Origin of the sequence: Plantactinospora solaniradicis (genome assembly GCF_042658085.1) — a bacterium.
GTDB classification, from domain to species: Bacteria; Actinomycetota; Actinomycetes; order Mycobacteriales; family Micromonosporaceae; genus Plantactinospora; species Plantactinospora solaniradicis.
The window spans coordinates 46,120-66,925 of record NZ_JBHSPR010000037.1 but is presented as its reverse complement, the minus strand read 5'-3'; the positions used below and the strand labels follow the sequence as shown (position 1 = coordinate 66,925).

The following is a 20,806-nucleotide window of genomic DNA, read 5'->3' as shown; positions in this document are numbered from 1 at the left end:
GCCCCGCCGAGACGGGAAAGCGGACCGGTCAGTGTGTGATGCGCCGCCGGCCGTAGAAGCCGGCGACGGCAGCGACGGCGAGCGCGGCGAGCACCACCTGGATGAGGATCTCGACCCAGTCGATGCCACTGGTGTCGGACAGGCCCGCGCCACGGGCGATGGCCGTGCCCAGCAGGGCGGCCACGACGCCGATCAGCAGGGTCAGCCAGATCGGGATGTTCTGTTTTCCGGGTACGACCAGGCGTCCGAGCGCGCCGATGATCAGACCCACGATGATCGCGGAGATAATGCCGCCGACGGCCATTTGGTGCCTCCAAGCCTCGAGGGGTGCGACGCCCATGCATTTGCCCTCCGCCTGGCGCGCCGAAACGTCCCTGCCACGGCGGTACGCTGCCGCGACGCGGGGTTCGGGCCGCCGAGCCGTCGCGGAACAGCCGGCACGGCAGGAGGGGACCGAGCCCGATCCATCGACGAGCGGTAGCCGGAAGCGGCGGCTCCCCCTACCGTTCCCACCCGTGGTCGGTCGCGAGGATAGGGGTGGGTAGGGGTCCGGCCGGGCGGTATCGTGACCGGGCTGGGACCGGGCCGCCCTTGTCGCCGTCTCGGACGGCGTCCGGCGGTGGCGATCCCGGCCTGTCGTTGTTGGCGTGTCCTGTTGTAGGTGGTGGTTGTGGTGGCGGTCGGTAAGGTTCTGCGCTTCGACGAGGTCCGGGGCTACGGATTCATCGCACCGTTCGGTGGCGGGGAGGACGTCTTCGTCCACGCGAACGACTTCGGGGAGAAGCGGCACCTGGTGCATCCGGGGATGCACGTCGAGTACGAGGTGGAGGAGGGCGACCGCGGACTGAAGGTCGCCACGGTTCGGATCGTGGAGGGCCAGGCGGCACCCCGACCGGACACCCCGGCGGCCAGTTCGGAGGGGCGCTTCAGGACGGCGGTCGCGGGTGACGACGACGGGATGTGCGACGTGCTCGCGCCCCGTGAGTTCACCACCGAGGTGACGGAGACACTCCTCCAGCACGTGCCGTCGCTGACCGGCGCCCAGATCCTGCAGGTACGCCAGCGGATCGTCGATCTCGCGCGGTCGCACGGCTGGATCGAGGCCTGACAGCCGTACGCTACACGTGTTGCTCCAAGATCAACCTTGCGAACGACCTCGCGGTTGCCGGCGAGTACGAGGAGGCGCTGAGGTACACCCGGGAGGCCCTCGCCGGCCTGACGGCCATCTTCGGTGAGGAACATCCGCAGGTCGTGGTCTGCCGGAACAACCTGTCGCTGGATCTGGAGAACACGGGTGCGCCCGCCGAGGCGCACGGTCTTCGACAGGAACTCGAACAGCAGTATCGGACGGTCTTCCGGCCGAACCATCCGGAGACCCAGCTGATGCAGCGCCGGTTACGCGGGTCGATAGAGATCGAGCCGCCGAACTGGTGACCGGGATCGGGCACCCGAGGCGGCGACGTCATCCGTCGGTCACCCCGGCGGCGCCGGGACCTGCGGGATGCCCACCCGCCGCGCGCCCGACGCCGTTCGGTCGGATAACAGGTTGCCGCTCGCTGACATCGTGACTATCAACAACAGTCGATGGACGGGGGAGTGTTGTTGATGCGGCGACGTCTCACGGCGGCCTCGAGGGTGACGTCGGCACGGATCCGGTTGCTGCGCCTGCTGTCCGACGCCGGCGTCGCGCCGGCCGGGATGCTCGTGATCCTGCAGCTCATCCGTGCGGCGGTGCCGACCGCACAGGCACTGTCGGTGGGCCATCTGGTCGCCGTGTTCGGCGCCGGACACTCCGATCGGCAGGTGCTCGGGGCGGCGGGTCTGGTCGCCGGGCTGTTCCTGGTCGACCACGCGGTCTGGCTGGTGTTGACGGCCGTGCGCGCGTTGGTCGTGAAACGCATTGACGGCCGGTTGCGGGCCGGGCTGCGCACGCTCGCCGCCGACCTGCCCGGCCTCGACCACCTGGAGGGCCGGAGCTTCCAGGACCGTGCCTCCCGGGTGGTGGACGGTGGAATGGGCCTCGGCCGGGACCGGTCGGCCGGCAGCGCCGCCGCGGGCCAGCTCGAACTCGTGTTCCGGATGGTGAGCGCGCTCGCCGCCACCGCGCTGCTGGCGACGTTCTCGCCGATGCTCGCCCTCGGGCTGCTCCTGGTGTCGCTGTTCATCCGGGCGATGCTGCGCCGGCAGTGGATGCGGATCATCGACGTGCTGGACGCGGACACCGCCGGCCAGCGCAAGGAGTACTACGTCTCCGCGCAGGCCGTCATCGGTGCCGCGAAGGACGTACGGCTGTTCGGGCTCAGCGACTGGTTCGCCGGGCGGTTCCGGGCGGTGGCCACCCGCACCTACGCGCCGGTCTACCGGGAGATGCTGGCGGTGCTGCGCCGGCAGTGGTGGACCGCGCTGCTCACGGTCGCCTCGGCCACGGCGGCGCTGGCCGTACCGGCCGCGGCGGTACTGTCCGGCTCGCTGGATCCGGCCCAACTGATCACCTTCGTCCTCGCGGCCTGGGGCGTCATGTCGATCAGCAGCGTGGGCATGGAGGCGTACGACATCGAGTACGGCCTGCGCGGCGTCGAGGCCGCCGACGAGTTGGCGGCCGAGTACGGGACTTCCGGGAAGTCGGGGCACGGGACGCGGGAAAAGGCGGAGTCGACCGCGCCGGTCGGATCGTCGCCGTCGCCGTCGCCGTCGCCGTCGCCGACATCGACATCGACACCGCCGACGGTCCGGTTCGAGGACGTCGTCTTCACCTACCCCGGCACGTCCCGGCCCGTCCTCGACGGGCTGACGGTGACGCTGCGGCCGGGCGAGACCGTCGCCGTCGTCGGCGAGAACGGCGTCGGCAAGACCACGTTCGTCAAGCTGCTCGGCGGTCTCTACCGTCCCGACTCCGGCCGGATAACCGTGGACGGTGTCGACCTCGCGACGCTCGACCTGCCGGCCTGGCGACGACGCCTGGCCGTGCTCTTCCAGGACTTCGTGCGGTACCCGGCCAGCCTGCGGGACAACGTCACCTTCGCCGCACCCCACCTGGCCGGCGACGGCGCGGTACGGAACGCCCTCGACCGGGCCGGCGGCACGCGCTTGCTGGCCGAGCTGGCCGATGGGCTCGACACCTCACTGTGGAGCGAGGGGGAGGACGGTACGGACCTGTCCGGCGGCCAGTGGCAGCGGGTTGCCCTGGCCCGGGTGCTGTTCGCCGCCGCGGCCGGAGGGCGGGTCCTCGTCCTCGACGAGCCGACGGCACACCTCGACGTACGGGCCGAGGCGGAGTTCCACCAGCGGGTGGTGTCCCGGGTCCGGAACACCACGACGGTGCTCATCTCGCATCGGCTGTCGACCGTGCGGCCCGCCGACCGGATCATCCTGCTCCGCGGCGGTCGGGTCGCCGAGGACGGCTCGCACGACGCGTTGATGGCGCTCGGCGGCGACTACGCCCGGTTCTTCACCATCCAGGCCGAGGCGTTCACGATGGAGGCCCGATGACCGAGTGGCTGGGACTGCTGCGGCACGTCACGCGGCTGACCGTCCGGGCCGACCGGCGCGCCGCGACGGTGTTGTGCGCTCTCATGATCGGGCAGGCCGGCGTCATCGCGGCGGTGGGATTGAGCCAGCGGTGGCTCGTCGACAGCAGCGCCGCCCATCAGGTCGCCGCCGTCGTCGGAGCGGTCGCGCTGGGCGCCGCCGCGTACGGGATCTCGGCCGGGGCCGGCCGGGTGCAGTCGAACCTGACCATCTATCTGGTCGGCCGGGTACGGATGGCGTTCAACGGGGGGATCCAGCAGGCCGTCTCGTCGATTCCCACGATCACCCACGTCGAGTACGGGCCGTACATCAACCGGTGGGACCGGATCTTCAAGAACTCGCAGTCGATCTCCGCCATGCCCTGGGCCACCCTCGACGCCGCGGCCGCCGTGGTGAGCCTGGCGGTCACCATCGGCCTGCTCGGCTGGGTCAGTCCGGCGCTGTGCCTGCTGGCCCTGCTGGCCGTGCCGGTCTTCCTGGCCAGCAGGCACGCGGACCGGCTGTTGCGCGAGGCACGCGACGCGAGCCTGGAGATCCTGCGGCAGGAGCAGCGGCTGCACGAGCTGTGCGTCGAGCCGGAGCCGGCCAAGGAGGTGATGCTGGCCGGCAGCGGAGCGACGCTGAGCCGACGCGCATCCGAGCTGTGGGACGCGGCCGCGGCGCGGGAGACGGGTGCCCGACTCCGGGCCGCCGCCTACTCCACCGGCGCCTGGCTGCTCTACGCGGCCGGGGTGGCAGCCGCCCTGGTCGTCGTGGCGGACCTGATCCGCTCCGGCCGGACGACCGTGGGTGCGGCCGTCATGGTCGTGTCGCTGGCGACCCAGCTACAGAGTCAACTGCGTACGGTGCTGACCAGCCTCAACAACGTGGCGGAGGCGGGCCAGGCGGTGGCGCACTACTCGTGGCTGCGGCGCTACGCCGCCGAGGCGGCCCGCCCGGGTGCGCCGGCACCGGCGGCCCTGACCCGGGGCATCACGCTGCACGACGTCCGGTTCCGCTACCCGACGGCCGAGCGCGACGTGCTGCACGGCGTCAACCTGCACCTGCCCGCCGGCAGCACCATCGCGGTCGTCGGCACCAACGGCGCCGGCAAGTCGACGCTGATCAAGCTCCTCACCGGCGTCTACGAGCCGACGGCCGGGCACATCACCGTCGACGACGAGCCGCTCTCCGGCATCGCACGCAGCCGTTGGCAGGCCAGCCTGTCCGGGGTCTTCCAGGACTTCGCCCGGATCAGGCTGCTGGCCCGGGAGACGGTCGGCGTCGGCGACGTCCGGCACGTACGCGACCGGCCGACGGTCGAGGCCGCGGTGGGCCGGGCCGGCGCCACCGACGTACTCGCCGGGCTGCCGCAGCGCCTCGACACGCAGCTCGGCGCCGCCTTCGGTGGTGTCGAGCCGTCACTCGGCCAGTGGCAGCGGCTGGCGCTGGCCCGATCCCTGATGCGCGAGGTGGCCGGCGACCGTCCACCGCTGTGCGTGGTGCTCGACGAGCCCACGGCGGCGCTCGACCCGCTCGCCGAGCACGACCTGTTCCAGCACTTCGTCGAGCAGGTACGCGCGGCAACCCGGCAGGGAGCCGTCACCGTACTGGTCTCGCACCGCTTCACGACCGTACGGATGGCCGATCTGATCGTGGTGCTGGAGGACGGCCGGATCGCCGAGTTCGGCAGTCACGCCGAGCTGATGGCGGCGGGCCGCGGCTACGCCGAGCTGTACCGCCTCCAGGAACGGGCCTACCGGTGACCTCCACGCGCCAGGAAGGCCTTGGTCGAGGCGTGCAGAGCGGAGACGCACGCGGCTATCGCGGGATGGTCGGCGGCGCCCCGCCGGTAGGCGACCCGGGTACGTCGGTGGGCGGCCAGCGGCCGGAGCCGTACCCCCGGGGGTGGTTGGGTCGCGCCGAGTTGTGGTACCAGTGCGACGCCCTGACCGGCGGCGACCAGGGCGAGCACGGCGGTGAAGTCGTCGGCGTGGTGGCGGACCCTGGGCGCGAAGCCGGCGGTATGGCAGGCCCGCACGGCGACGGTGTGGCACAGCGTGCCCGGGGTGCTGACGATCCAGGCGGCGTTCCGGGCGGCCGCGATCGGATCGTCGGCCGGGTCGGGGTCCGCACCGTCGTCGGGCACGGCGAGGAAGACCGTCTCGTCGAGGAGCGCCGTCGAGTCCAGGGCCGGGTCGGGCGCGATCGGCGCGATGTCGTAGTCGTGCAGCAGGGCGACGTCCAGGCGCCGGTCCCGTAGCGCGTCCGGCACCGCGACCGGGTCGAGTTCGGTGACCATCAGGTCGAGTCCGGGATGGTCGCGGCCCAGCGCGACCAGGGCCGGGGGCAGCAGCGTGCGCACGGCGCTGGGAAAGGCGCCGATGTGGACGGTTCCGGACAGGCCGGTGCGAGCGGCGGCCAGGGTGGCGGTCGCGGCTTCCAGGGCGGCGAGAACGGCCTCGGTGTGCTGCGCGAGCGCCGCCCCGGCGGGGGTGAGCCGGACGGTTCGGCCGGTGTGTTCCAGCAGCGGCACGCCCGCCTCCCGTTGCAGCGCGGTGAGTTGCTGGGACACGGCGGACGGGGTGTAGGCGTGGGCCTGGGCGACCGCGGCGATGGTGCCGAGCTGGGCCAGGTCGCGGAGCAGCCGGAGCCGGCGAACATCGAGCATCAGTTCACCTTACGCTTTCGTGAAGAAACGTGAACTGGTCCTACTCCGGTAGCCCGGGAGAGGCTGGGACCATGACGCTGACCGGCCTGTACGTTCCGTTGATCACCCCATTCGACGACTCCGGGGCGGTGGCTCTCGACGCCCTGGAGGGCCTCGCGCACCAGGTGCTCGAATCCGGAGCCAGCGGTGTGGTGGCGCTGGGCACCACCGCCGAACCCGGCTCGCTCAGCAGGGCCGAGCAGGACGCGGTGGTCGAGGTCGCCGCGCGGGCCTGCCGCGAACGCGGCGCGCAGTTGCTGGTCGGCGCCCACAGCCCGGAGGCGTTGCCCGGGCTGGCCGATCGGCCGGAGGTGGTGGCGGCGTTGAGCGTGGTGCCGCCGTTCGTCCGCCCCGGCACGGCCGGGGTGCTCGCCCACTTCGCCCACCTCGCCGCGATCAGCCCCGTGCCGCTCGTCGTCTACGACGTTCCGCACCGGACCGGCCAGTACCTGCCGGCGGAGACGCTCCGGCGGCTGGCCGAGCTGCCCGGCGTGGTGGGCCTGAAGTACGCCCCGGGCGGCGTCAACGCCGACACGGTCGCCCTGTTCGCCGATCCGCCCGCCGGCCTGGCGATCCTCGGCGGCGACGACCCGTTCATCTCGGCACTGCTCGCCCTCGGCGCGCACGGCGGCATCGTGGCGTCGGCGCATCTGGCCACCGCCGACTACGTCCGGCTGATCGCGCTCTGGCAGGCCGGCGACGTCGCCGCCGCCCGAGCCCTCGGCGGGCGGCTCGGCGTCCTGTCGACGGCCCTGTTCGCCGAGCCGAACCCGACGGTGATCAAGGCGGTGCTGCACGCGCAGGGCCGCATTCCGAGCGCGGCGGTGCGACTGCCACTGCTGCCGGCCGGGCCGGACACCACCGCGACGGCGTGCGGCCACCTCGACGCGCTGACGTCGCCCGGTTCCGGTGGTAGTGCGAATCCCCGCGAACCGGCCGTGGCCGGGTGAGTCGGATCCTCACCCGGCCACGGTCCGACTCAGAGCCCGGCGGCGTGCGCGGCGGGGGTGCCGCCGACGATCGGCAACACGATGTGGCTGGTCTTCAGCGCCACGTCGATGGTGGCCCGGTTCGGGTCGGCCTGGCTGGAGTACTGCGGGTAGCTGCCGACGATGATCACGCCGATCCGGTGACCGGCCTGGAAGACGTAGTCCTCGGGCAGCAGCGGGAAGTCGAAGTTGTACAACTGGCCCGGAACCAGCGGGGTCGGCGTACGGATCGACTGCCGGTTCTGGGCATCCAGGATGCCCTTGGTGACCAGTTCGAGGTCGGCGGTGGCCACCCGCTTCTGGGTCTGCTTGTAGCAGCCGTCGTCGGTCGGGCTGGTCTGCCCCCAGCAGTCCTGGCTCTCCAGCGTGATGATGCCCTCGCCCGGCATCCGGTGCGCCACCCGCTCGGCGGTGCCGTAGTCGACCAGGATCGCCCCGAAGTTCGTGTCGGTCTTGTCCGCGCCGGCCCGCAACTTCACCACCGGCGTGCCGGAGACGTGCAGCGGCGTACGGAGCGGCACCGACAGGAAGGCCAACCGGCTCGGCTGGACCGTGTCCGGGTTGAGGATCATGGTGTTCTGGCTCTGCGCCGGATCGTCGGCGAGGCGCACGGTGGTCGGCTTGACCACCGGTACCAGCTTCAGGCCGCCCGCGCCACCGGTACCCGGCTGGAGGAAGACCTCGGTGTCGACCTTGTCCGGCAGCGGCCAGTCGGCGTGCGTCTCCCACACGTCGGCGGAGCGTTCCAGGTCGACCCGGGGCTCCTCCATGATCCCGTTCTGCACCTGGTGCAACCAGAAGTCGAACCAGCGGTGCAGGGTGTTCACCCAGACCGTCCGGCGCGAGTCGAACGGGTCGACGTGGCCCTCCTGGGACAGCCACAGTTTCCGGGGCACGTCGTGCTCGGCCAGGGCGTACCAGAACTTGCTGAAGTGGTCCGGCCGGACGTTGTCGTCGTTGAGCCCGTGGTAGAGCAGCACGCTCGCGGTGACCTTGTCGACCTTCTTGACGTAACTGCGCTCGTTCCAGAAGGCGGAGTAGTCGCCGGTCTCGTCGCCGTCGGCCGCGGACATCGCGTCCCGGACCGGTTTGCAGTAGTCCCGGCGTTCCGGGTTGGTCACGGTGTTGGCCAGCGATGCCACGTAGTTGTTGCCCCGGGTGATCAGCCCGTTGCTGCGTACGTAGTCGTAGTACTCGCTCGGGCCGCTGATCGGCACCACCGTGGTCAGGCCCCGGACGCCGGTCACCGCCGTCGCCATCGCCAGCGATCCGTCGTACGACTTGCCGATCATGCCGGTCCGGCCGTTGTGCCAGTCGGCCTCGACGACCTGCCCGGCCGCGTTCCGGGCGGTGGCCCGACCGTTCAGCCAGTTGATCGCCTGCTTGGCGCTCAGGTTGTCCTGGTTGGCGTTGGTGGTCGGGCAGCCGGTGGAGTTGTTGGTACCGACCATGTCCAGCAGGATGACCGCATAGCCGCGCGGTACGAAGTAGTTGTCGTAGAAGAGCGGCCAGCGGTCGAGCAGGCCGTCACCGTCGAGGTCCGCCTTGCACTCGGACTCGTTGCCCCGGCAGACGGTCGAGTAGTACGGACTGGCGTCCATGATGACCGGCACCTTGAGCCCGTCGGCGGTGGCCTTCGGCCGCATCAGGTCGAACGCGATGATGTCGCGCAGCCCGTCGAGGTCGCTGTCGAACGTCGAGTCGATGAACAGCCGTTCCCGAATGGCGTCGGCGTAGCCGAACACCGGCTGCGTCACGCCGTCGGAGACGACGATCGCCGGTGCCGGCGCGGCGAGCGCCGGTGGCGTCACGCCCAGGACGGCCACCGCCACCACCGGGAGCAGTGCCATTCCGACCCGCCACATCCTGCTGAGCCCACCCATTTACCCTCCTTGATAGGTCACGGGTCTGGGTAGGCTACGCACAGCGCCACGGATCGGACAATGTGCACCTGTCGGAAGCCGGCCCGCTCCGGTTCGACGTGACGCGGAGCCGGGAGGTCGAGGATGCACGCGGGCTTCCAGGTCCTGCCGGGCGATGCCGGCAGCGGCGTCATCCTGCACGTTCCGCACGCCGGGCGGCTGATCCCACCGACCGCGCGGCGACGGCTGCTGCTCGGCGACCCGGAACTGGTGGCGGAACTGGACCGGATGACCGATTCGCACACCGACCTCGTCGCGGCCCGATCGGCGGCGACCGCCGGGCGTACGCCGTGGACGTTCGTGAACCTGCTGTCCCGGTTGGTCGTCGACCCCGAGCGCTTCCCCGACGAACGGGAGTCGATGCGGGCGGTGGGGATGGGTGCGGTCTACACCCGTACCAGCGATGGCCGACGGCTGCGCGAGGACGATCCGGCCGCCGAGGAGGAACTGCTGGACCGCTGGTACCGGCCGTACGGCAGGGCGATGACGGAACTCGTGGACGCCCGGTTGGCCTCGGCGGGGCGGGTGACCATCGTCGACGTCCACTCGTACCCGAGCGCGCGGCTGCCCTACGAGATCGGTGGCGCCGCGCGGCCGGCGATCTGCCTGGGAACCGATCCGGACCACACGCCCGGCTGGCTACTGTCGGCCGCGCGGCAGTCCTTCGCCGGCCACGGTGACATCGAGGTGGACACGCCCTTCGCGGGCTGCTACGTACCGCTGCGGCACTACCGCCGGGACCGTCGGGTACACGCCCTGATGGTGGAGATCCGTCGGGACCGCTACCTGGTCGAACCCGGCGGGCCGCCCACCGGGGGACTCGCCACTCTGGGAAGCGCCCTGGCGACGCTCGTCGACGCGGTCGACGCCCGTACCGACTGATCCGGCGCGACGATCCGGCGACGGCGACGGGACATCCGGCCTCCGACACCATCCCGAGCGCCCGTCAGGAACGCCGGCCGCCGGCCAGGCCCTGCAACGCGTGCTCCTCACCGCCACCGACAGTCGCCTCGCCGTCTCGATGCTGTCCCAACCCATCGAGGTACCCCGGGCCCGCGAGCAGCTGCGGCTGGCCCTCGGCAGGTACGGCACGCCGCAGATGGTCATGCGGATCGGGTACGGGCAACGAGGCTGGCCGTCTCCCCGCCGCGACGTCGACGACGTGATCGATCTCGCCTGATCGCCGGACCTCGGAGTCTTCGGGCCCCAGCCGGCGTCGGTCCGTCCCCGCCACTGCCGGGGGCGCTTTCCGCGGCGCGCGACGCGCCCGGGGCAAAGCAGTGATCCACGTGGATGGATCCGGCGGCGTTCGCTCGGTATAGTCCGTTCAGTACCCCTTGAACGCCGACAGGTGTGTGTGATGGTGGAGCCGTCGCCGGGCGAGCGTGAGTTCATCGAGCGGATCGGCATGTTCTTCGAGACGCTCGGCACTGCCCGGATGATGGGCAGGATCTACGGCTGGTTGATGATCGGCCCGGAGCCGCAGCAGTCGATCACCGAGCTGGCTGCCGCGTTGCAGGCGAGCAAGGCGTCGATCAGCACGATGATTCGGCAGCTGGAGCTGGGTCAGCTGGTGGAGCGGGTGCCGGTGCCCGGTTCACGGCAGCATCACTACCAGCTGAGGTCGGGTGGCTGGACGCAGATCCTGCGGTCGAGGGTGGACCGGTTACGGCCCGGGATCGAGACGGCCGAGTTCGGCCTGTCGATCGTCGGGAGTGATCGGCCGAACCAGCGCGAGCGCCTGTACGAGCTCATGGACTTCTTCGACTTCGTCGGCGTGGAGTACGGCGAGGAGCACGTGCGGCGCTGGGAGGCGTACGCCGAGCGGGCGCGGGCCCGGCGGGCGGGGGAGCGGTCATGACCGCGGTGGCAGGCACGCCCCGAGGGCGGATGCGGTGCTCGTGTGCCGCGGCACGCAAGACGGATTCGGACCCGCCGCGCCGACGGCGCAAGTACCTCTTCACCGACGCATCGTGACTGGCATCGCGCCGTGATGCGTGATGCCCACCGCTTGAATTCTTCTTCCCTCGTCACAGAGGAGCATTTCGTGGGCGCACAGAACGGGGCGGCGATCGAGATCGCCGGCCTGACCAAATCCTTCGGCCCTGCCAAGGCCCTGGACGGGCTCGACCTGAGCGTGGAGTCCGGCCAGGTGCACGGCTTCCTCGGCCCGAACGGGAGCGGCAAGACCACGACCATCCGGATCCTGTTGGGGCTGCTGCGCGCCGACGCCGGCACGGTCCGGATGCTCGGCGGGGACCCGTGGCGGGACGCCGTCGCCCTGCACCGCCGCCTGGCGTACGTGCCCGGCGACGTCAACCTGTGGCCGACCATCACCGGCGGGGAGGTGATCGACCTGCTCGGCCGGATGCGCGGTGGCCTGGACCGGCGTCGGCGCGACGACCTGCTGGAGCGGTTCGACCTCGACCCGCGCAAGAAGGCCCGGACCTACTCGAAGGGCAACCGGCAGAAGGTCGCACTGGTCGCCGCGTTGGCCTCGGACGCCGAGCTGCTGCTGCTCGACGAGCCCACGTCGGGGTTGGACCCGCTGATGGAGGCGCAGTTTCAGCAGTGCATCCACCAGATCAAGCAGGAGGGGCGCACGGTGTTGCTGTCCAGCCACATCCTGGCCGAGGTGGAGGCACTGTGCGACCGGGTGAGCATCATCCGGCTCGGCCGTACCGTGGAGAGCGGCACGCTCGGCGAGTTGCGCCACCTGACCCGTACCTCGATCGCGGTGGAGACGGCGCAGCCCCTGACCGGCATCGACGCCCTGCCAGGAGTGCACGACCTAGTCCTCGAGGACCATCACGCCCGGTTCGATGTGGACACCGCCGAGCTGGACGCGGTGGTCCGGCAGCTGGCGTCGCTGGGGGTGCGGAGCCTGACCAGTACGCCGCCGACGCTGGAGGAGATGTTCCTGCGGCACTACGGCGAGGAAGAGACCTCCGGAGCAGGGGCGGCGTCATGACCGGGGCCGGTGGGCTGCTGCGGTTCATGCTGCGGCGGGAACGGTTCGCGCTGCCGTGGTGGCTGCTGGGTACCACGCTGCTGGTGCTCGTCCAGTCCACCCAGAGCCAGGAGCTGTACGACTCGGCCGAGGACCTGGCCAAGCTGCGCCAGAGCATCGGCGGCAACACGGCGGTCATCGCGATGAGCGGACCCACCCGCCTGCTGGACACCATCGGTGGCGAGGTGGTGTTCGAGATCTTCGCGTTCACGTGCATCGTGGTCGCGCTGATGAACATGTTCCTCATCGGGCGGCACACCCGCGCCGACGAGGAGTCCGGCCGCGCCGAGCTCGTCCGCTCGGCCCGGGTCGGCCGGCGAGCCACGCTGGCCGCCGCGCTCGCCCTGGCCGGCCTGGCGAACCTGGCCACCGGGCTGCTGGCGTTCGCCGCGGCCACCGGCACCGGTCTGCCGGTTTCCGGGTCGGCCCTGTTCGGCGCGGCGTTCGCGGCGGTGGGGATGGCGTTCGCCGCGATGGCCGCCGTGGCGGTGCAGGTGTTCGAGAACGCCCGGGCCGCGTACGGGGCGGTCGCCCTCGCCCTGGGCGCCGCGTACGTGCTGCGCGCCGCCGGCGATGTCGGCAACGGCGCCCTGTCGTGGCTGTCGCCGATCGGCTGGGGACAGCGCACCTTCCCGTACGTCGACAACCGGTGGTGGCCGCTGGCCATCCCGGTCGCGGTGACCGCCATCCTCGGCGCGGCGGCGATGGTGCTGCTGGGGCGGCGGGACTTCGCGACCGGGCTGGTACGCCCACGGCCTGGGCGGCCGACCGCCTCCGCGGTGCTGGGGTCCCCGCTGGGCCTGGCCTGGCGGCTGCAGCGTGCGTCCCTGGCCGGCTGGGCCGCCGGCCTGTTCCTGCTCGGCGCCGCCTACGGTTCGATCGGCGACAGCATCCAGCAGTACGTGGCCGACAACCCCGAGGTGGCCGAGTTCCTGCCCGGTGGCGCGGCGGACATCGTGAACTCGTACCTCGCGCTGACCGCGATGACGCTGGCGTTGACCGCCGCCGCGTACGCGGCGGTCGCCACGCTGCGGGCCCGCAGTGAGGAGACGTCCGGGCGCACCGAGCCGGTACTGTCCACCGCGACCAGCCGGGCCGGGTGGCTGGCCAGCCACCTGACCGTGGCCGCCGTGGGCAGCGCGGTGGTGCTGACCGCGGCCGGCTTCGGCGAAGGCCTCGCGTACGGGCTCACCGTCTCCGACGCCGGCCAGATCCCGCGCCTGCTCGGGGTCGCGCTCGGCTACCTGCCGGCCCTGTGGGTGGTCACCGCGGTCGCGGTCCTCGGTATCGGCTGGGTACCCCGGGCCGCCGCCGGGCTGGCCTGGGCGGTGTTCGGGTACTGCGCGGTCATCGCGTTGTTCGCCGACTCGTTCGACATCCCGGGCTGGCTGCAACGCGGCTCTCCGTTCGCGCACACGCCACGAGCGCCGCTGGACTCGTTGAGCCCGACACCGCTGTTGGTCCTCGGGGTCGTCGCCGTGGCGATGGCCATCGGCGGGTACGCCGGCTTCCGCCGCCGCGACCTGGGCTATTAGTACGCCGGCCGTCGCGGGCCGGCGAGGCGGCCCGCGGCGGTCTCGGCTCAGCGGCGGGCGTCGAGCAGTTGGTCGAGGCCCAGCGCGGCGCTGATCAGTGAGAGATGGCTGAGCGCCTGGGGGAAGTTGCCGGTCTGCTCGCCGGTTGGCGCGATCTCCTCCGAGTAGAGGCCGAGCGGGCTGCTGTAGGTGAGCATCTTGTCGAAGACCAGCGTGGCGTCGTCGAGGCGGCCGGACTGTGCCAGGGCCCGGACGTACCAGAAGGTGCACATGGTGAAGGTGTTCTCCCTGCCGGGAAGGCCGTCGGGCGAGGCGGTCGGGTCGTACCGGTAGACGAGGCTGTCGGAGACGAGTTCCGCGTCTATGGCCGCCAGCGTCGACTGCCAGACCGGGTCGGTCGGTGCCACGAATCCGACCGCCGGCATGGCGAGCAGCGCGGCGTCCAGGACGTCGCTCGAGTAGTGCTGGACGAAGGCGCGGCGTCCGGGGTGGAAGCCACGGGCCATGATCTGTTCGTAGATCTGGTTCCGGTTGTCCACCCATCGGCCGGTGTCACCCGGTCGTCCGCGTTCCTGGGCGAGGCGGACAGCGCGGTCGAGGGCCACCCAGGACATCAGGCGCCCGAAGGTGTAGTTCTGGCGGCCGCCGCGCGCTTCCCAGATCCCCTCCTCGGGCTGGTCCCAGTTGTCGCAGAGCCAGTCCACCATCCGTACCGTGTTCGACCACTCCTGGTGCGAACTCATCAGGCCGTGACTGTCGGCGAAGTGGAGAGCGTCGAGCGCCTCGCCGTAGATGTCGAGTTGCAGTTGGCGGGCCGCGCCGTTGCCCACCCGTACCGGTGCTGACCCCCGGTACCCCTCGAGGTGGTGCAGCACCTCCTCGGCGAGGTCCGGTGAGCCGTCGACGCGGTACATGATCTGGAGCGGTACGCCACTCTCCTCGGCGTCCCGGATCCGGTCGTCCACCCATCGCCGGTAGTGCCACGCCTCGTCGGTGAAGCCCAGGCTGAGCAGCGCGTACACGGAGAACGACGCGTCCCGAATCCAGGTGTAGCGGTAGTCCCAGTTCCGTCGCCCGCCGATCTGCTCGGGCAGCCCGGCGGTGGGGGCGGCGATCACCGCGCCGGTCGGTGCGTACGTCATGAGCTTGAGCGTCATCGCCGACCGTTCGACCATCTCCCGCCACCGGCCGGTGTAACGGGAACGGCCCATCCAGCGCTTCCAGAAGTCGCGGGTCCGCACCAGCATGTCGCTCGCCTCGGCGGGGGAGTAGATACGCGGCCGGTCAGGTGCCACTCCGGTTTCCAGTACCACGCCCGCCTGCTCGCCCTCGCGCATCGCGAAGGTCACAGACAATCCCCCTTCCTCGGTTCGCTGGAGTGGCCGCTCAGCGATCCGGGACTCCGGATATTGAATAATGCTGATCGTGAGGGAAAACGCGGGGCTGCGGAAAACCTGCCCCTCGTAGTACATGTCGAGTTCGTGCGGATCCCGGCCGTAGTTGAAGCGGGGCTCGCACTGGAAACGGAACCGCATGACGCCCCGGACAACCCGCAGTATCCGCACCAGGCGGTGGCGGTCGGTGGGACGGTCCCCGGCGACGGGCATGAAATCGATGAGTTCCCCCACGCCGTCCGTGCTGAGAAAGCGGGTGATCAGGATCGGCGTTCCCGGCAGGTACAGCTGTTTGGTCACGTACTCGACGCCGTCGGGCGACACCTGGCAGTAACCGCCCTTGTGCCGGTCGAGCAGGCTGCCGAACAGACTGGGCGAGTCGAACCGGGGGGCGCAGAACCAGTCCAGCGTCCCGTCCGTCGCCACCAGCGCCGCGGTCTGCAGGTCGCCGATCAGGCCGTGGGCCTCCACCGGAGGGTACGAATCCACCAGACCACCCCACCTCGTCCGAGCAGCCGGATACCCCGAGCCTGACGCAACACACGGCGTTGCCGCTGATTTGGTGGAACCCGGCCGGATCGAACCGGCGACATCTCGCTGACAAGGCGGCAATTCGGGCCAACTGAGCCGGACGAAGCGTACGGACAAGACTCGAAGTTCCGCCTCGGCCCCCGACCGGTTTCCGCGAGCCGGACATCGCTGTGCGGGGCCCGAGGTCCCACGGGACAGGGATTTTGTCCCGCCGTGTCGGTGTCCTCTGGTCCTACTGGCGCCGTGTCGTCCGCGGTGAACTGTAGTTGAGCGCCGGCCGACCGGTCCGGCGGCGAAAAATTGGAGGATGCAATCCCCACCATCGTCTCCCCGCGTCACGACAGGGCCCCCCGCAACGCGTCGGGGACCGGTCCGGTGGCACGGAACCTCCGCACTCCGGCCACTGGCGCGGTCATCGACGACCACCTCGTCCTGGCCGTGCTGCTGATCGGGATCGCCGCCGCCGGAGCCGGCGCCACCCTCGGCCTCGGTCGCTGGTGGACCAACACCAAGCTGGTCAGGAGACTGCCCTGGCTCACGTAGAAACACCCGGTAACAAAGGGCGGTACGCCACCAGGGCGTGCCGGCCCTTCCGTGCGTCCTGGTGTCCCGGGCGCCGGCACACGGGTGGGACCACGGGAGCGCCTGTCTTCGCGGGTTGGTGCGGGACTCAGGCGTCGAGGGTGTCGACGACCTGTGCCGCCGGCAGCCGCGGGGTGTGTGGCGGGCCGGCGTGTTCCGGGTCGGCGATCCCGAGTCGGAGCACCAGGTAAGGGTGGCCGAGACCGGCCAGCACGACGCGCAGGGTCTGTCGGGTGCTGGCCACCTCGATGACGCCGCTGAGCGGTACCACGGACACCCCGAGTTCGGTGGCCCGCAGCCATCCGGCCGAGAGCGCCTCGCCGGCGCGTAGCCAGTCGCGCGGTTCGTCCTCGTCACCGTAGAGCACGGCGTAGACAGCGGTCCGGTCATGTCCGGGGCCGATCGGCAATGTTCCGGGTCGGCCGAAGTCCCGGCCGGGGACAGTCGTCTCCTGCTCGCGCTCGGGCAGTACCTCCGCCGGCAGGCCGGTGCCCGCCGGTGGGGTCCGTCCGGTCCAGTACTCGAGCTCTTCGTGAACCTCCGGCTCGGCACCCTCCACCGCGCCGGCCCGGGACGCCACGGCCGCCAGTTCGAGGACCTGGTCGGCCGACAGCACCCGGATCCGCGCTTCGGCGGATACCGCCTTCTCGATGGCGCGCAGTGCGTCCGCCGGCACCGTTTCGGCGCTGACGGGCCGACGGTCGGTGTGCCGGACCCGGATGGTCTGCGCCAGGCGCGTCGCCTCCGGGGTGACCGGTGTCCTGCCGGTCAGCCGAAGCTGGGCGAGGAGATCAGGCTGAGCGGGATCGGGTAGCCGATCCGTCTCGGCAGTCCAGCCCTCGGCGGCGAGGGCGACCCGGGCATGGTGCAGCGCCGCCCCGCAGCTGAGCAGCAGAAGGTGGCCCGGTGAGTCGGTCGCGCTCAGTTGCCTACTGTGGTCGGCGAACAGTTCGAGTCGGTCTGCGGACCCGCCACCGCCACGGCTGGGTGTTGTGCACCGACGGTGCGTATCCGGCCGCCGTGGCCGCGTTCGCGAGGGCGACCGCGCTCCGTTCCGCGGTGTTGTCCTGGTTCATCGTCGCCATCCTCCGGTCGGTCCGAAACTCCAGCCTCGCGCCGTCAACCAGCCGCTGACAATGGCCAACGTCCCCCGGCGGCCGGGACCAACGGCCCGGATCCCTGCCCCGGGTTCCGCCTTCCAGACCGCCGGGTTCCGTCGGCCGGCATGACCTAGGCTTCGCTGAAGGGGCCATCGTGATCGCGCTCGGGGATCCGGGCGGTGACTTCCGCGACTGAACGGCGATCGACACGGAAGGTCAGGTGAGTCGTGGCTCCCAGTGTGTACGTCGCCGGGGTCGGCCCGAGCGCGGGCAAGGCCACCGTCGCCCTGGGGCTGGCCGAGATGCTGTCCCGGCGGGTCGCTCCGCTGGGCATGTTCCGCCCGGTGGTGCCCGCCTCGCGCGAGGATCCGGTGCTCGCCCTGCTCACCACCCGCTATCCGGTCGCCGCCGGCTACGCCGACTCGTACGGCGTGACCACCACCCGGGCGGCGGCGCTGGCGGCGGACGGGCGTCAGGAGGAGCTGATCGGTCGCATCGTCGAGCGTTACCGTGAGTTGGAGCGCCGCTGCGACGCCGTGGTCGTCGTCGGCGGGGACGTCACCGACCCCGACGACGGTGCCCCGGGCGGGCCCGACCGGCTGCTGGCCTTCCACGCCCGACTCGCCACCGAGTTCGGGAGCCTGGTCGTACCCGTGGTGGACGGCCTGGGCGGGACGCCCGAGGCGGTGGCGGCAGCCGCCCGGACGGCGTACCACGGCGTGGTCGAGGCGGGCGCCACGGTGCTGGCGGTGATCGCCAACCGGGTGCCGGCGGGCACGCCGGCACCGACCGGCCTGCCCGTGCCCGCGTACGCGATCCCGGAGGTGCCGGCGGTGTCGGCGCCCACCGTGGCGGAGGTGGCGACGGCGCTCGACGCGACCGTCCTCTCCGGCAGCCCGGCCGCGCTGGACCGCGACGTGCTGGATGTGGTGGTCGGGGCCGCGCATGTGCCGGCGCTCCTCGACCATCTCACGGACGGCTGCCTCATGATCACTGCCGGGGACCGGGCCGACCTGCTCGTCGCGGCCAGCGCGGCGCACGCCGGAGGAGCCGTCACCCTGGCCGGACTGGTGCTCACCCTTGGCGACTATCCCGACCCGCGTGCCGTACGGGTGATCGAACGCCTGCACACCGGGCTGGCGATGCTGGTGACGAAGAGCGACAGCTTCCATACGGTCGCCGCGGTCGGTCGGATCGAGGGCCGGCTCGCCGTCACCGCGCCTCGGAAGGTCGAGGCGGCGCTGGGCGCCTTCGAGGCCCATGTCGACACGGCCGAACTGTCCCGCCGTCTAGACGTGACCCGCTCGCGTCGGGTCACCCCGTTGATGTTCGAGAACGGTCTCCTCGACCGAGCCCGCGCGCGGCGTCGGCACCTCGTCCTGCCGGAGGGCACGGAGCAGCGGATCCTGCGGGCGGCGGAGACCCTCCTTCGCCGGGGCGTCGCCGACCTGACCCTGCTGGGAGATCCGACGGAGATCACCCGCCGGGCGAACGAACTCGGGGTCGACGTCAGCGCGGCGCGGCTGGTCGACCCCGAGACGAGTGACTGGCGCGACGACTTCGCCGCCCGCTACGTGGAGCTGCGCCGGCACCGGGGTGTGACCCTGGACCTGGCGTACGACGTGGTGCGCGACGTGAACTACTTCGGCACCCTGATGGTCGAGGCCGGGTTGGCCGACGGCATGGTGTCCGGCGCCACCCACACCACCGCGGCGACGATCCGACCCGCGTTCGAGATCATCAAGACCGAACCGGGCGTCTCCGTCGCCTCCAGCGTCTTCTTCATGCTGCTCGCCGACCGGGTCCTGGTGTACGGCGACTGCGCGGTCAACCCCGATCCGGACGCCTCCCAACTCGCCGACATCGCGCTGTCCAGCGCCGACACCGCGGCCCGGTTCGGTATCGAGCCGAGGCTCGCCATGCTCTCCTACGCCACCGGCAGTTCGGGCGTCGGCGCGGACGTGGACAAGGTCGCCCAGGCCACGGCGCTCGTCCGGACCCGCCGGCCCGATCTGCTGGTGGAGGGGCCGATCCAGTACGACGCGGCCGTCGACCCGACGGTCGCGGAGACAAAACTGCCGGGCAGCCCGGTCGCGGGCCACGCCACTGTGCTCGTCTTCCCGGACCTCAACACCGGGAACAACACGTACAAGGCGGTGCAGCGGTCGGCCGGTGCGGTCGCGGTCGGCCCGGTACTCCAGGGACTGCGTCGTCCGGTCAACGACCTGTCCCGGGGTGCCACGGTCAAGGACATCGTCAACACCGTGGCCATCACGGCGATCCAGGCCGCCGGGGAGGAAAACCCGTGACGAGGGTACTGGTGATCAACTGTGGCTCCTCGTCGCTCAAGTACCGGATCTTCCACGACGGCCGGAGCGTGGACCGGGGCCTGGTGGAGCGGATCGGTGAGCCCGGCGGTGGTGCACCGGACCACTCGGCGGCCCTGCGCGACGTGCTGGCCGAGGCGGACCTGGAGAGCCTGGATGTCGTCGGCCACCGGGTCGTGCACGGCGGCACCGAGTTCACCGGTCCGACCGTCGTGGACGACGAGGTCGTATCGGCCATCGAACGCCTGGTTCCGCTGGCGCCGCTGCACAACCCCGCCAACCTGACAGGGATCGCGGTGGCCCGACGACTGCTACCAGGGGTGCCGCAGGTGGCGGTCTTCGATACCGCGTTCCACGCCATGTTGCCCCCGGCGGCCGCGACGTACGCGCTGGACACCGACGTGGCCCGGCGCCTGCACATCCGGCGCTACGGTTTCCACGGCACGTCGCACGCGTACGTGGCCCGACACACCGCGCGGCTGCTGGGTCGCCCACCGGAAGGGCTTGACCTGATCACTCTGCACCTGGGCAACGGGGCGAGCGCCTGCGCCGTGTCCGGCGGGCGCAGCGTCGCCACCTCGATGGGGCTCTCGCCGCTGGCGGGCCTGGTCATGGGCACCCGAAGCGGCGACCTGGACCCGGCGGTGCTGTTCCACCTGCACCGGGTGGGTGGCCTGTCCGTGGAAGCGATCGACGACCTGCTCAACCACCGCAGTGGACTGCTCGGGCTGGCCGGCGACAACGACATGCGCGCCGTGCTGCGCCGCCGTGCGGCCGGCGACCCCGCCGCAGGTCTCGCCTTCGACGTGTACTGCCGACGGATCAAGGAGTACGTCGGCGCCTACCTCGCGGTGCTCGGGCGGCTGGACGCGGTCACGTTCACCGGTGGCGTGGGGGAGCACGCCGCCCCGGTACGCGCCGCCGCGTTGGCCGGGCTCGAGGGTCTGGGGATCGTCGTCGATCCTGACCGCAACGAGCGGTCCGAGCCCGTCATCTCGCCGCCGGCCGCGCCGGTCGCGGTGTGCATCGTGCCGACCGACGAGGAACGGGAGATCGCCGAGCAGGCTCTGGCGGTGCTGAGGATCCCCCGTACGGATCGGTAGGCACGGGCGTACGTCGTCGAGCACCTGGCGGACTTGCGCTCTGAGGTGCGGCAGGGTCGGCGGTAGCATCGCGTGGTGACCGAGCCGCCGCAGGTG

The 20,806-nt window shown here is 71.4% G+C and carries 17 protein-coding genes and 1 pseudogene; 13 read left to right on the top strand and 5 right to left on the bottom strand.

Annotated features, from left to right (window positions below; genetic code table 11):
* Positions 1–28: 28 nt before the first annotated feature.
* The gene (locus ACFP2T_RS31830; RefSeq protein WP_377428294.1) at positions 29–304 is read right to left on the bottom strand and encodes a GlsB/YeaQ/YmgE family stress response membrane protein; all 276 of its coding nucleotides are present in this window, start codon (positions 302–304) and stop codon (positions 29–31) included.
* A gap of 366 nt (positions 305–670) precedes the next feature.
* Here ACFP2T_RS31830 and ACFP2T_RS31825 point away from each other — a divergent pair, with 366 nt between their 5' ends.
* The 4 genes from ACFP2T_RS31825 to ACFP2T_RS31810 all read left to right on the top strand — a co-directional run bounded on the left by ACFP2T_RS31825 (position 671) and on the right by ACFP2T_RS31810 (position 5,273).
* Positions 671–1,108 carry a cold-shock protein gene (locus ACFP2T_RS31825; RefSeq protein ID WP_377428945.1) on the top strand — a complete coding sequence of 146 codons (438 nt, stop codon included), beginning with the start codon at positions 671–673 and terminating at the stop codon, positions 1,106–1,108.
* Complete coding sequence (locus ACFP2T_RS31820; RefSeq protein ID WP_377428943.1) at positions 1,093–1,434, top strand: tetratricopeptide repeat protein; 342 nt, start codon at positions 1,093–1,095, stop codon at positions 1,432–1,434. Before ACFP2T_RS31825 ends, ACFP2T_RS31820 begins: the two co-directional genes overlap by 16 nt.
* A 171-nt stretch (positions 1,435–1,605) precedes the next feature.
* Positions 1,606–3,489, top strand: coding sequence for an ABC transporter ATP-binding protein (locus tag ACFP2T_RS31815; protein ID WP_377428292.1), 1,884 nt, complete (start codon positions 1,606–1,608; stop codon positions 3,487–3,489).
* Positions 3,486–5,273 (top strand): ATP-binding cassette domain-containing protein, encoded by a 1,788-nt coding sequence (locus ACFP2T_RS31810; RefSeq protein WP_377428290.1) that lies wholly within the window; start codon positions 3,486–3,488, stop codon positions 5,271–5,273. Before ACFP2T_RS31815 ends, ACFP2T_RS31810 begins: the two co-directional genes overlap by 4 nt.
* Here ACFP2T_RS31810 and ACFP2T_RS31805 read toward each other — a convergent pair.
* Positions 5,264–6,178: a LysR family transcriptional regulator gene (locus ACFP2T_RS31805; protein ID WP_377428289.1), complete on the bottom strand. Its 915-nt coding sequence runs from the start codon at positions 6,176–6,178 to the stop codon at positions 5,264–5,266. The genes ACFP2T_RS31810 and ACFP2T_RS31805 overlap by 10 nt on opposite strands.
* Before the next feature lie 71 nt (positions 6,179–6,249).
* On the opposite strand from ACFP2T_RS31805, the gene ACFP2T_RS31800 reads away from it, so the two are divergent.
* A complete protein-coding gene (locus tag ACFP2T_RS31800; protein WP_377428287.1) occupies positions 6,250–7,167 on the top strand; it encodes a dihydrodipicolinate synthase family protein in 918 nt (305 codons plus the stop codon).
* A 29-nt stretch (positions 7,168–7,196) separates the two neighbouring features.
* On the opposite strand, the gene ACFP2T_RS31795 is transcribed toward ACFP2T_RS31800, so the two are convergent.
* Positions 7,197–9,089: a CocE/NonD family hydrolase gene (locus ACFP2T_RS31795; RefSeq protein ID WP_377428285.1), complete on the bottom strand. Its 1,893-nt coding sequence runs from the start codon at positions 9,087–9,089 to the stop codon at positions 7,197–7,199.
* A 123-nt stretch (positions 9,090–9,212) separates the two neighbouring features.
* Between ACFP2T_RS31795 and ACFP2T_RS31790 the strand changes: the two genes are divergently transcribed.
* From ACFP2T_RS31790 to ACFP2T_RS31770, 5 genes and pseudogenes are all read left to right on the top strand, one after another.
* Positions 9,213–10,010 (top strand): N-formylglutamate amidohydrolase, encoded by a 798-nt coding sequence (locus ACFP2T_RS31790; RefSeq protein ID WP_377428283.1) that lies wholly within the window; start codon positions 9,213–9,215, stop codon positions 10,008–10,010.
* A 79-nt stretch (positions 10,011–10,089) separates the two neighbouring features.
* A pseudogene (locus ACFP2T_RS31785) lies at positions 10,090–10,308 on the top strand (Acg family FMN-binding oxidoreductase); the annotation flags it as partial.
* A 180-nt stretch (positions 10,309–10,488) separates the two neighbouring features.
* Positions 10,489–10,989: a GbsR/MarR family transcriptional regulator gene (locus tag ACFP2T_RS31780; RefSeq protein WP_377428281.1), complete on the top strand. Its 501-nt coding sequence runs from the start codon at positions 10,489–10,491 to the stop codon at positions 10,987–10,989.
* Positions 10,990–11,175: 186 nt separating this feature from the next.
* Positions 11,176–12,099, top strand: a complete 924-nt coding sequence (locus tag ACFP2T_RS31775; RefSeq protein ID WP_377428279.1) for an ABC transporter ATP-binding protein — start codon at positions 11,176–11,178, stop codon at positions 12,097–12,099.
* Positions 12,096–13,673, top strand: a complete 1,578-nt coding sequence (locus tag ACFP2T_RS31770; RefSeq protein WP_377428277.1) for an ABC transporter permease — start codon at positions 12,096–12,098, stop codon at positions 13,671–13,673. Before ACFP2T_RS31775 ends, ACFP2T_RS31770 begins: the two co-directional genes overlap by 4 nt.
* Before the next feature lie 47 nt (positions 13,674–13,720).
* Here the strand turns inward: ACFP2T_RS31770 and ACFP2T_RS31765 are convergent, their stop codons facing one another.
* A complete protein-coding gene (locus tag ACFP2T_RS31765) occupies positions 13,721–15,556 on the bottom strand; it encodes a glycoside hydrolase family 15 protein (RefSeq protein ID WP_377428275.1) in 1,836 nt (611 codons plus the stop codon).
* Between the two features lie 417 nt (positions 15,557–15,973).
* Here ACFP2T_RS31765 and ACFP2T_RS31760 point away from each other — a divergent pair, with 417 nt between their 5' ends.
* Positions 15,974–16,141 (top strand): hypothetical protein, encoded by a 168-nt coding sequence (locus tag ACFP2T_RS31760; protein WP_377428274.1) that lies wholly within the window; start codon positions 15,974–15,976, stop codon positions 16,139–16,141.
* Between the two features lie 127 nt (positions 16,142–16,268).
* On the opposite strand, the gene ACFP2T_RS31755 is transcribed toward ACFP2T_RS31760, so the two are convergent.
* Positions 16,269–17,105, bottom strand: a complete 837-nt coding sequence (locus ACFP2T_RS31755) for an Acg family FMN-binding oxidoreductase (protein WP_377428941.1) — start codon at positions 17,103–17,105, stop codon at positions 16,269–16,271.
* Positions 17,106–17,507: 402 nt separating this feature from the next.
* Here ACFP2T_RS31755 and pta point away from each other — a divergent pair, with 402 nt between their 5' ends.
* Both pta and ACFP2T_RS31745 read left to right on the top strand, forming a co-directional pair.
* Complete coding sequence (gene pta / locus ACFP2T_RS31750) at positions 17,508–19,589, top strand: phosphate acetyltransferase (RefSeq protein ID WP_377428272.1); 2,082 nt, start codon at positions 17,508–17,510, stop codon at positions 19,587–19,589.
* Positions 19,586–20,710 (top strand): acetate/propionate family kinase, encoded by a 1,125-nt coding sequence (locus ACFP2T_RS31745; protein ID WP_377428270.1) that lies wholly within the window; start codon positions 19,586–19,588, stop codon positions 20,708–20,710. The genes pta and ACFP2T_RS31745 overlap by 4 nt, the downstream gene beginning before the upstream one ends.
* The last annotated feature ends 96 nt before the right edge of the window (positions 20,711–20,806 follow it).

Excerpts from the sequence above, each read along its gene's own strand:
- ACFP2T_RS31830 (WP_377428294.1), bottom strand. The coding sequence starts at position 304 with ATGGCCGTCGGCGGCATTATCTCCGCGATCATCGTGGGTCTGATCATC.
- ACFP2T_RS31815 (WP_377428292.1), top strand. The coding sequence starts at position 1,606 with ATGCGGCGACGTCTCACGGCGGCCTCGAGGGTGACGTCGGCACGGATC.
- ACFP2T_RS31810 (WP_377428290.1), top strand. The coding sequence starts at position 3,486 with ATGACCGAGTGGCTGGGACTGCTGCGGCACGTCACGCGGCTGACCGTC.
- ACFP2T_RS31805 (WP_377428289.1), bottom strand. The coding sequence starts at position 6,178 with ATGCTCGATGTTCGCCGGCTCCGGCTGCTCCGCGACCTGGCCCAGCTC.
- ACFP2T_RS31800 (WP_377428287.1), top strand. The coding sequence starts at position 6,250 with ATGACGCTGACCGGCCTGTACGTTCCGTTGATCACCCCATTCGACGAC.
- ACFP2T_RS31795 (WP_377428285.1), bottom strand. The coding sequence starts at position 9,089 with ATGGGTGGGCTCAGCAGGATGTGGCGGGTCGGAATGGCACTGCTCCCG.
- ACFP2T_RS31790 (WP_377428283.1), top strand. The coding sequence starts at position 9,213 with ATGCACGCGGGCTTCCAGGTCCTGCCGGGCGATGCCGGCAGCGGCGTC.
- ACFP2T_RS31780 (WP_377428281.1), top strand. The coding sequence starts at position 10,489 with ATGGTGGAGCCGTCGCCGGGCGAGCGTGAGTTCATCGAGCGGATCGGC.
- ACFP2T_RS31770 (WP_377428277.1), top strand. The coding sequence starts at position 12,096 with ATGACCGGGGCCGGTGGGCTGCTGCGGTTCATGCTGCGGCGGGAACGG.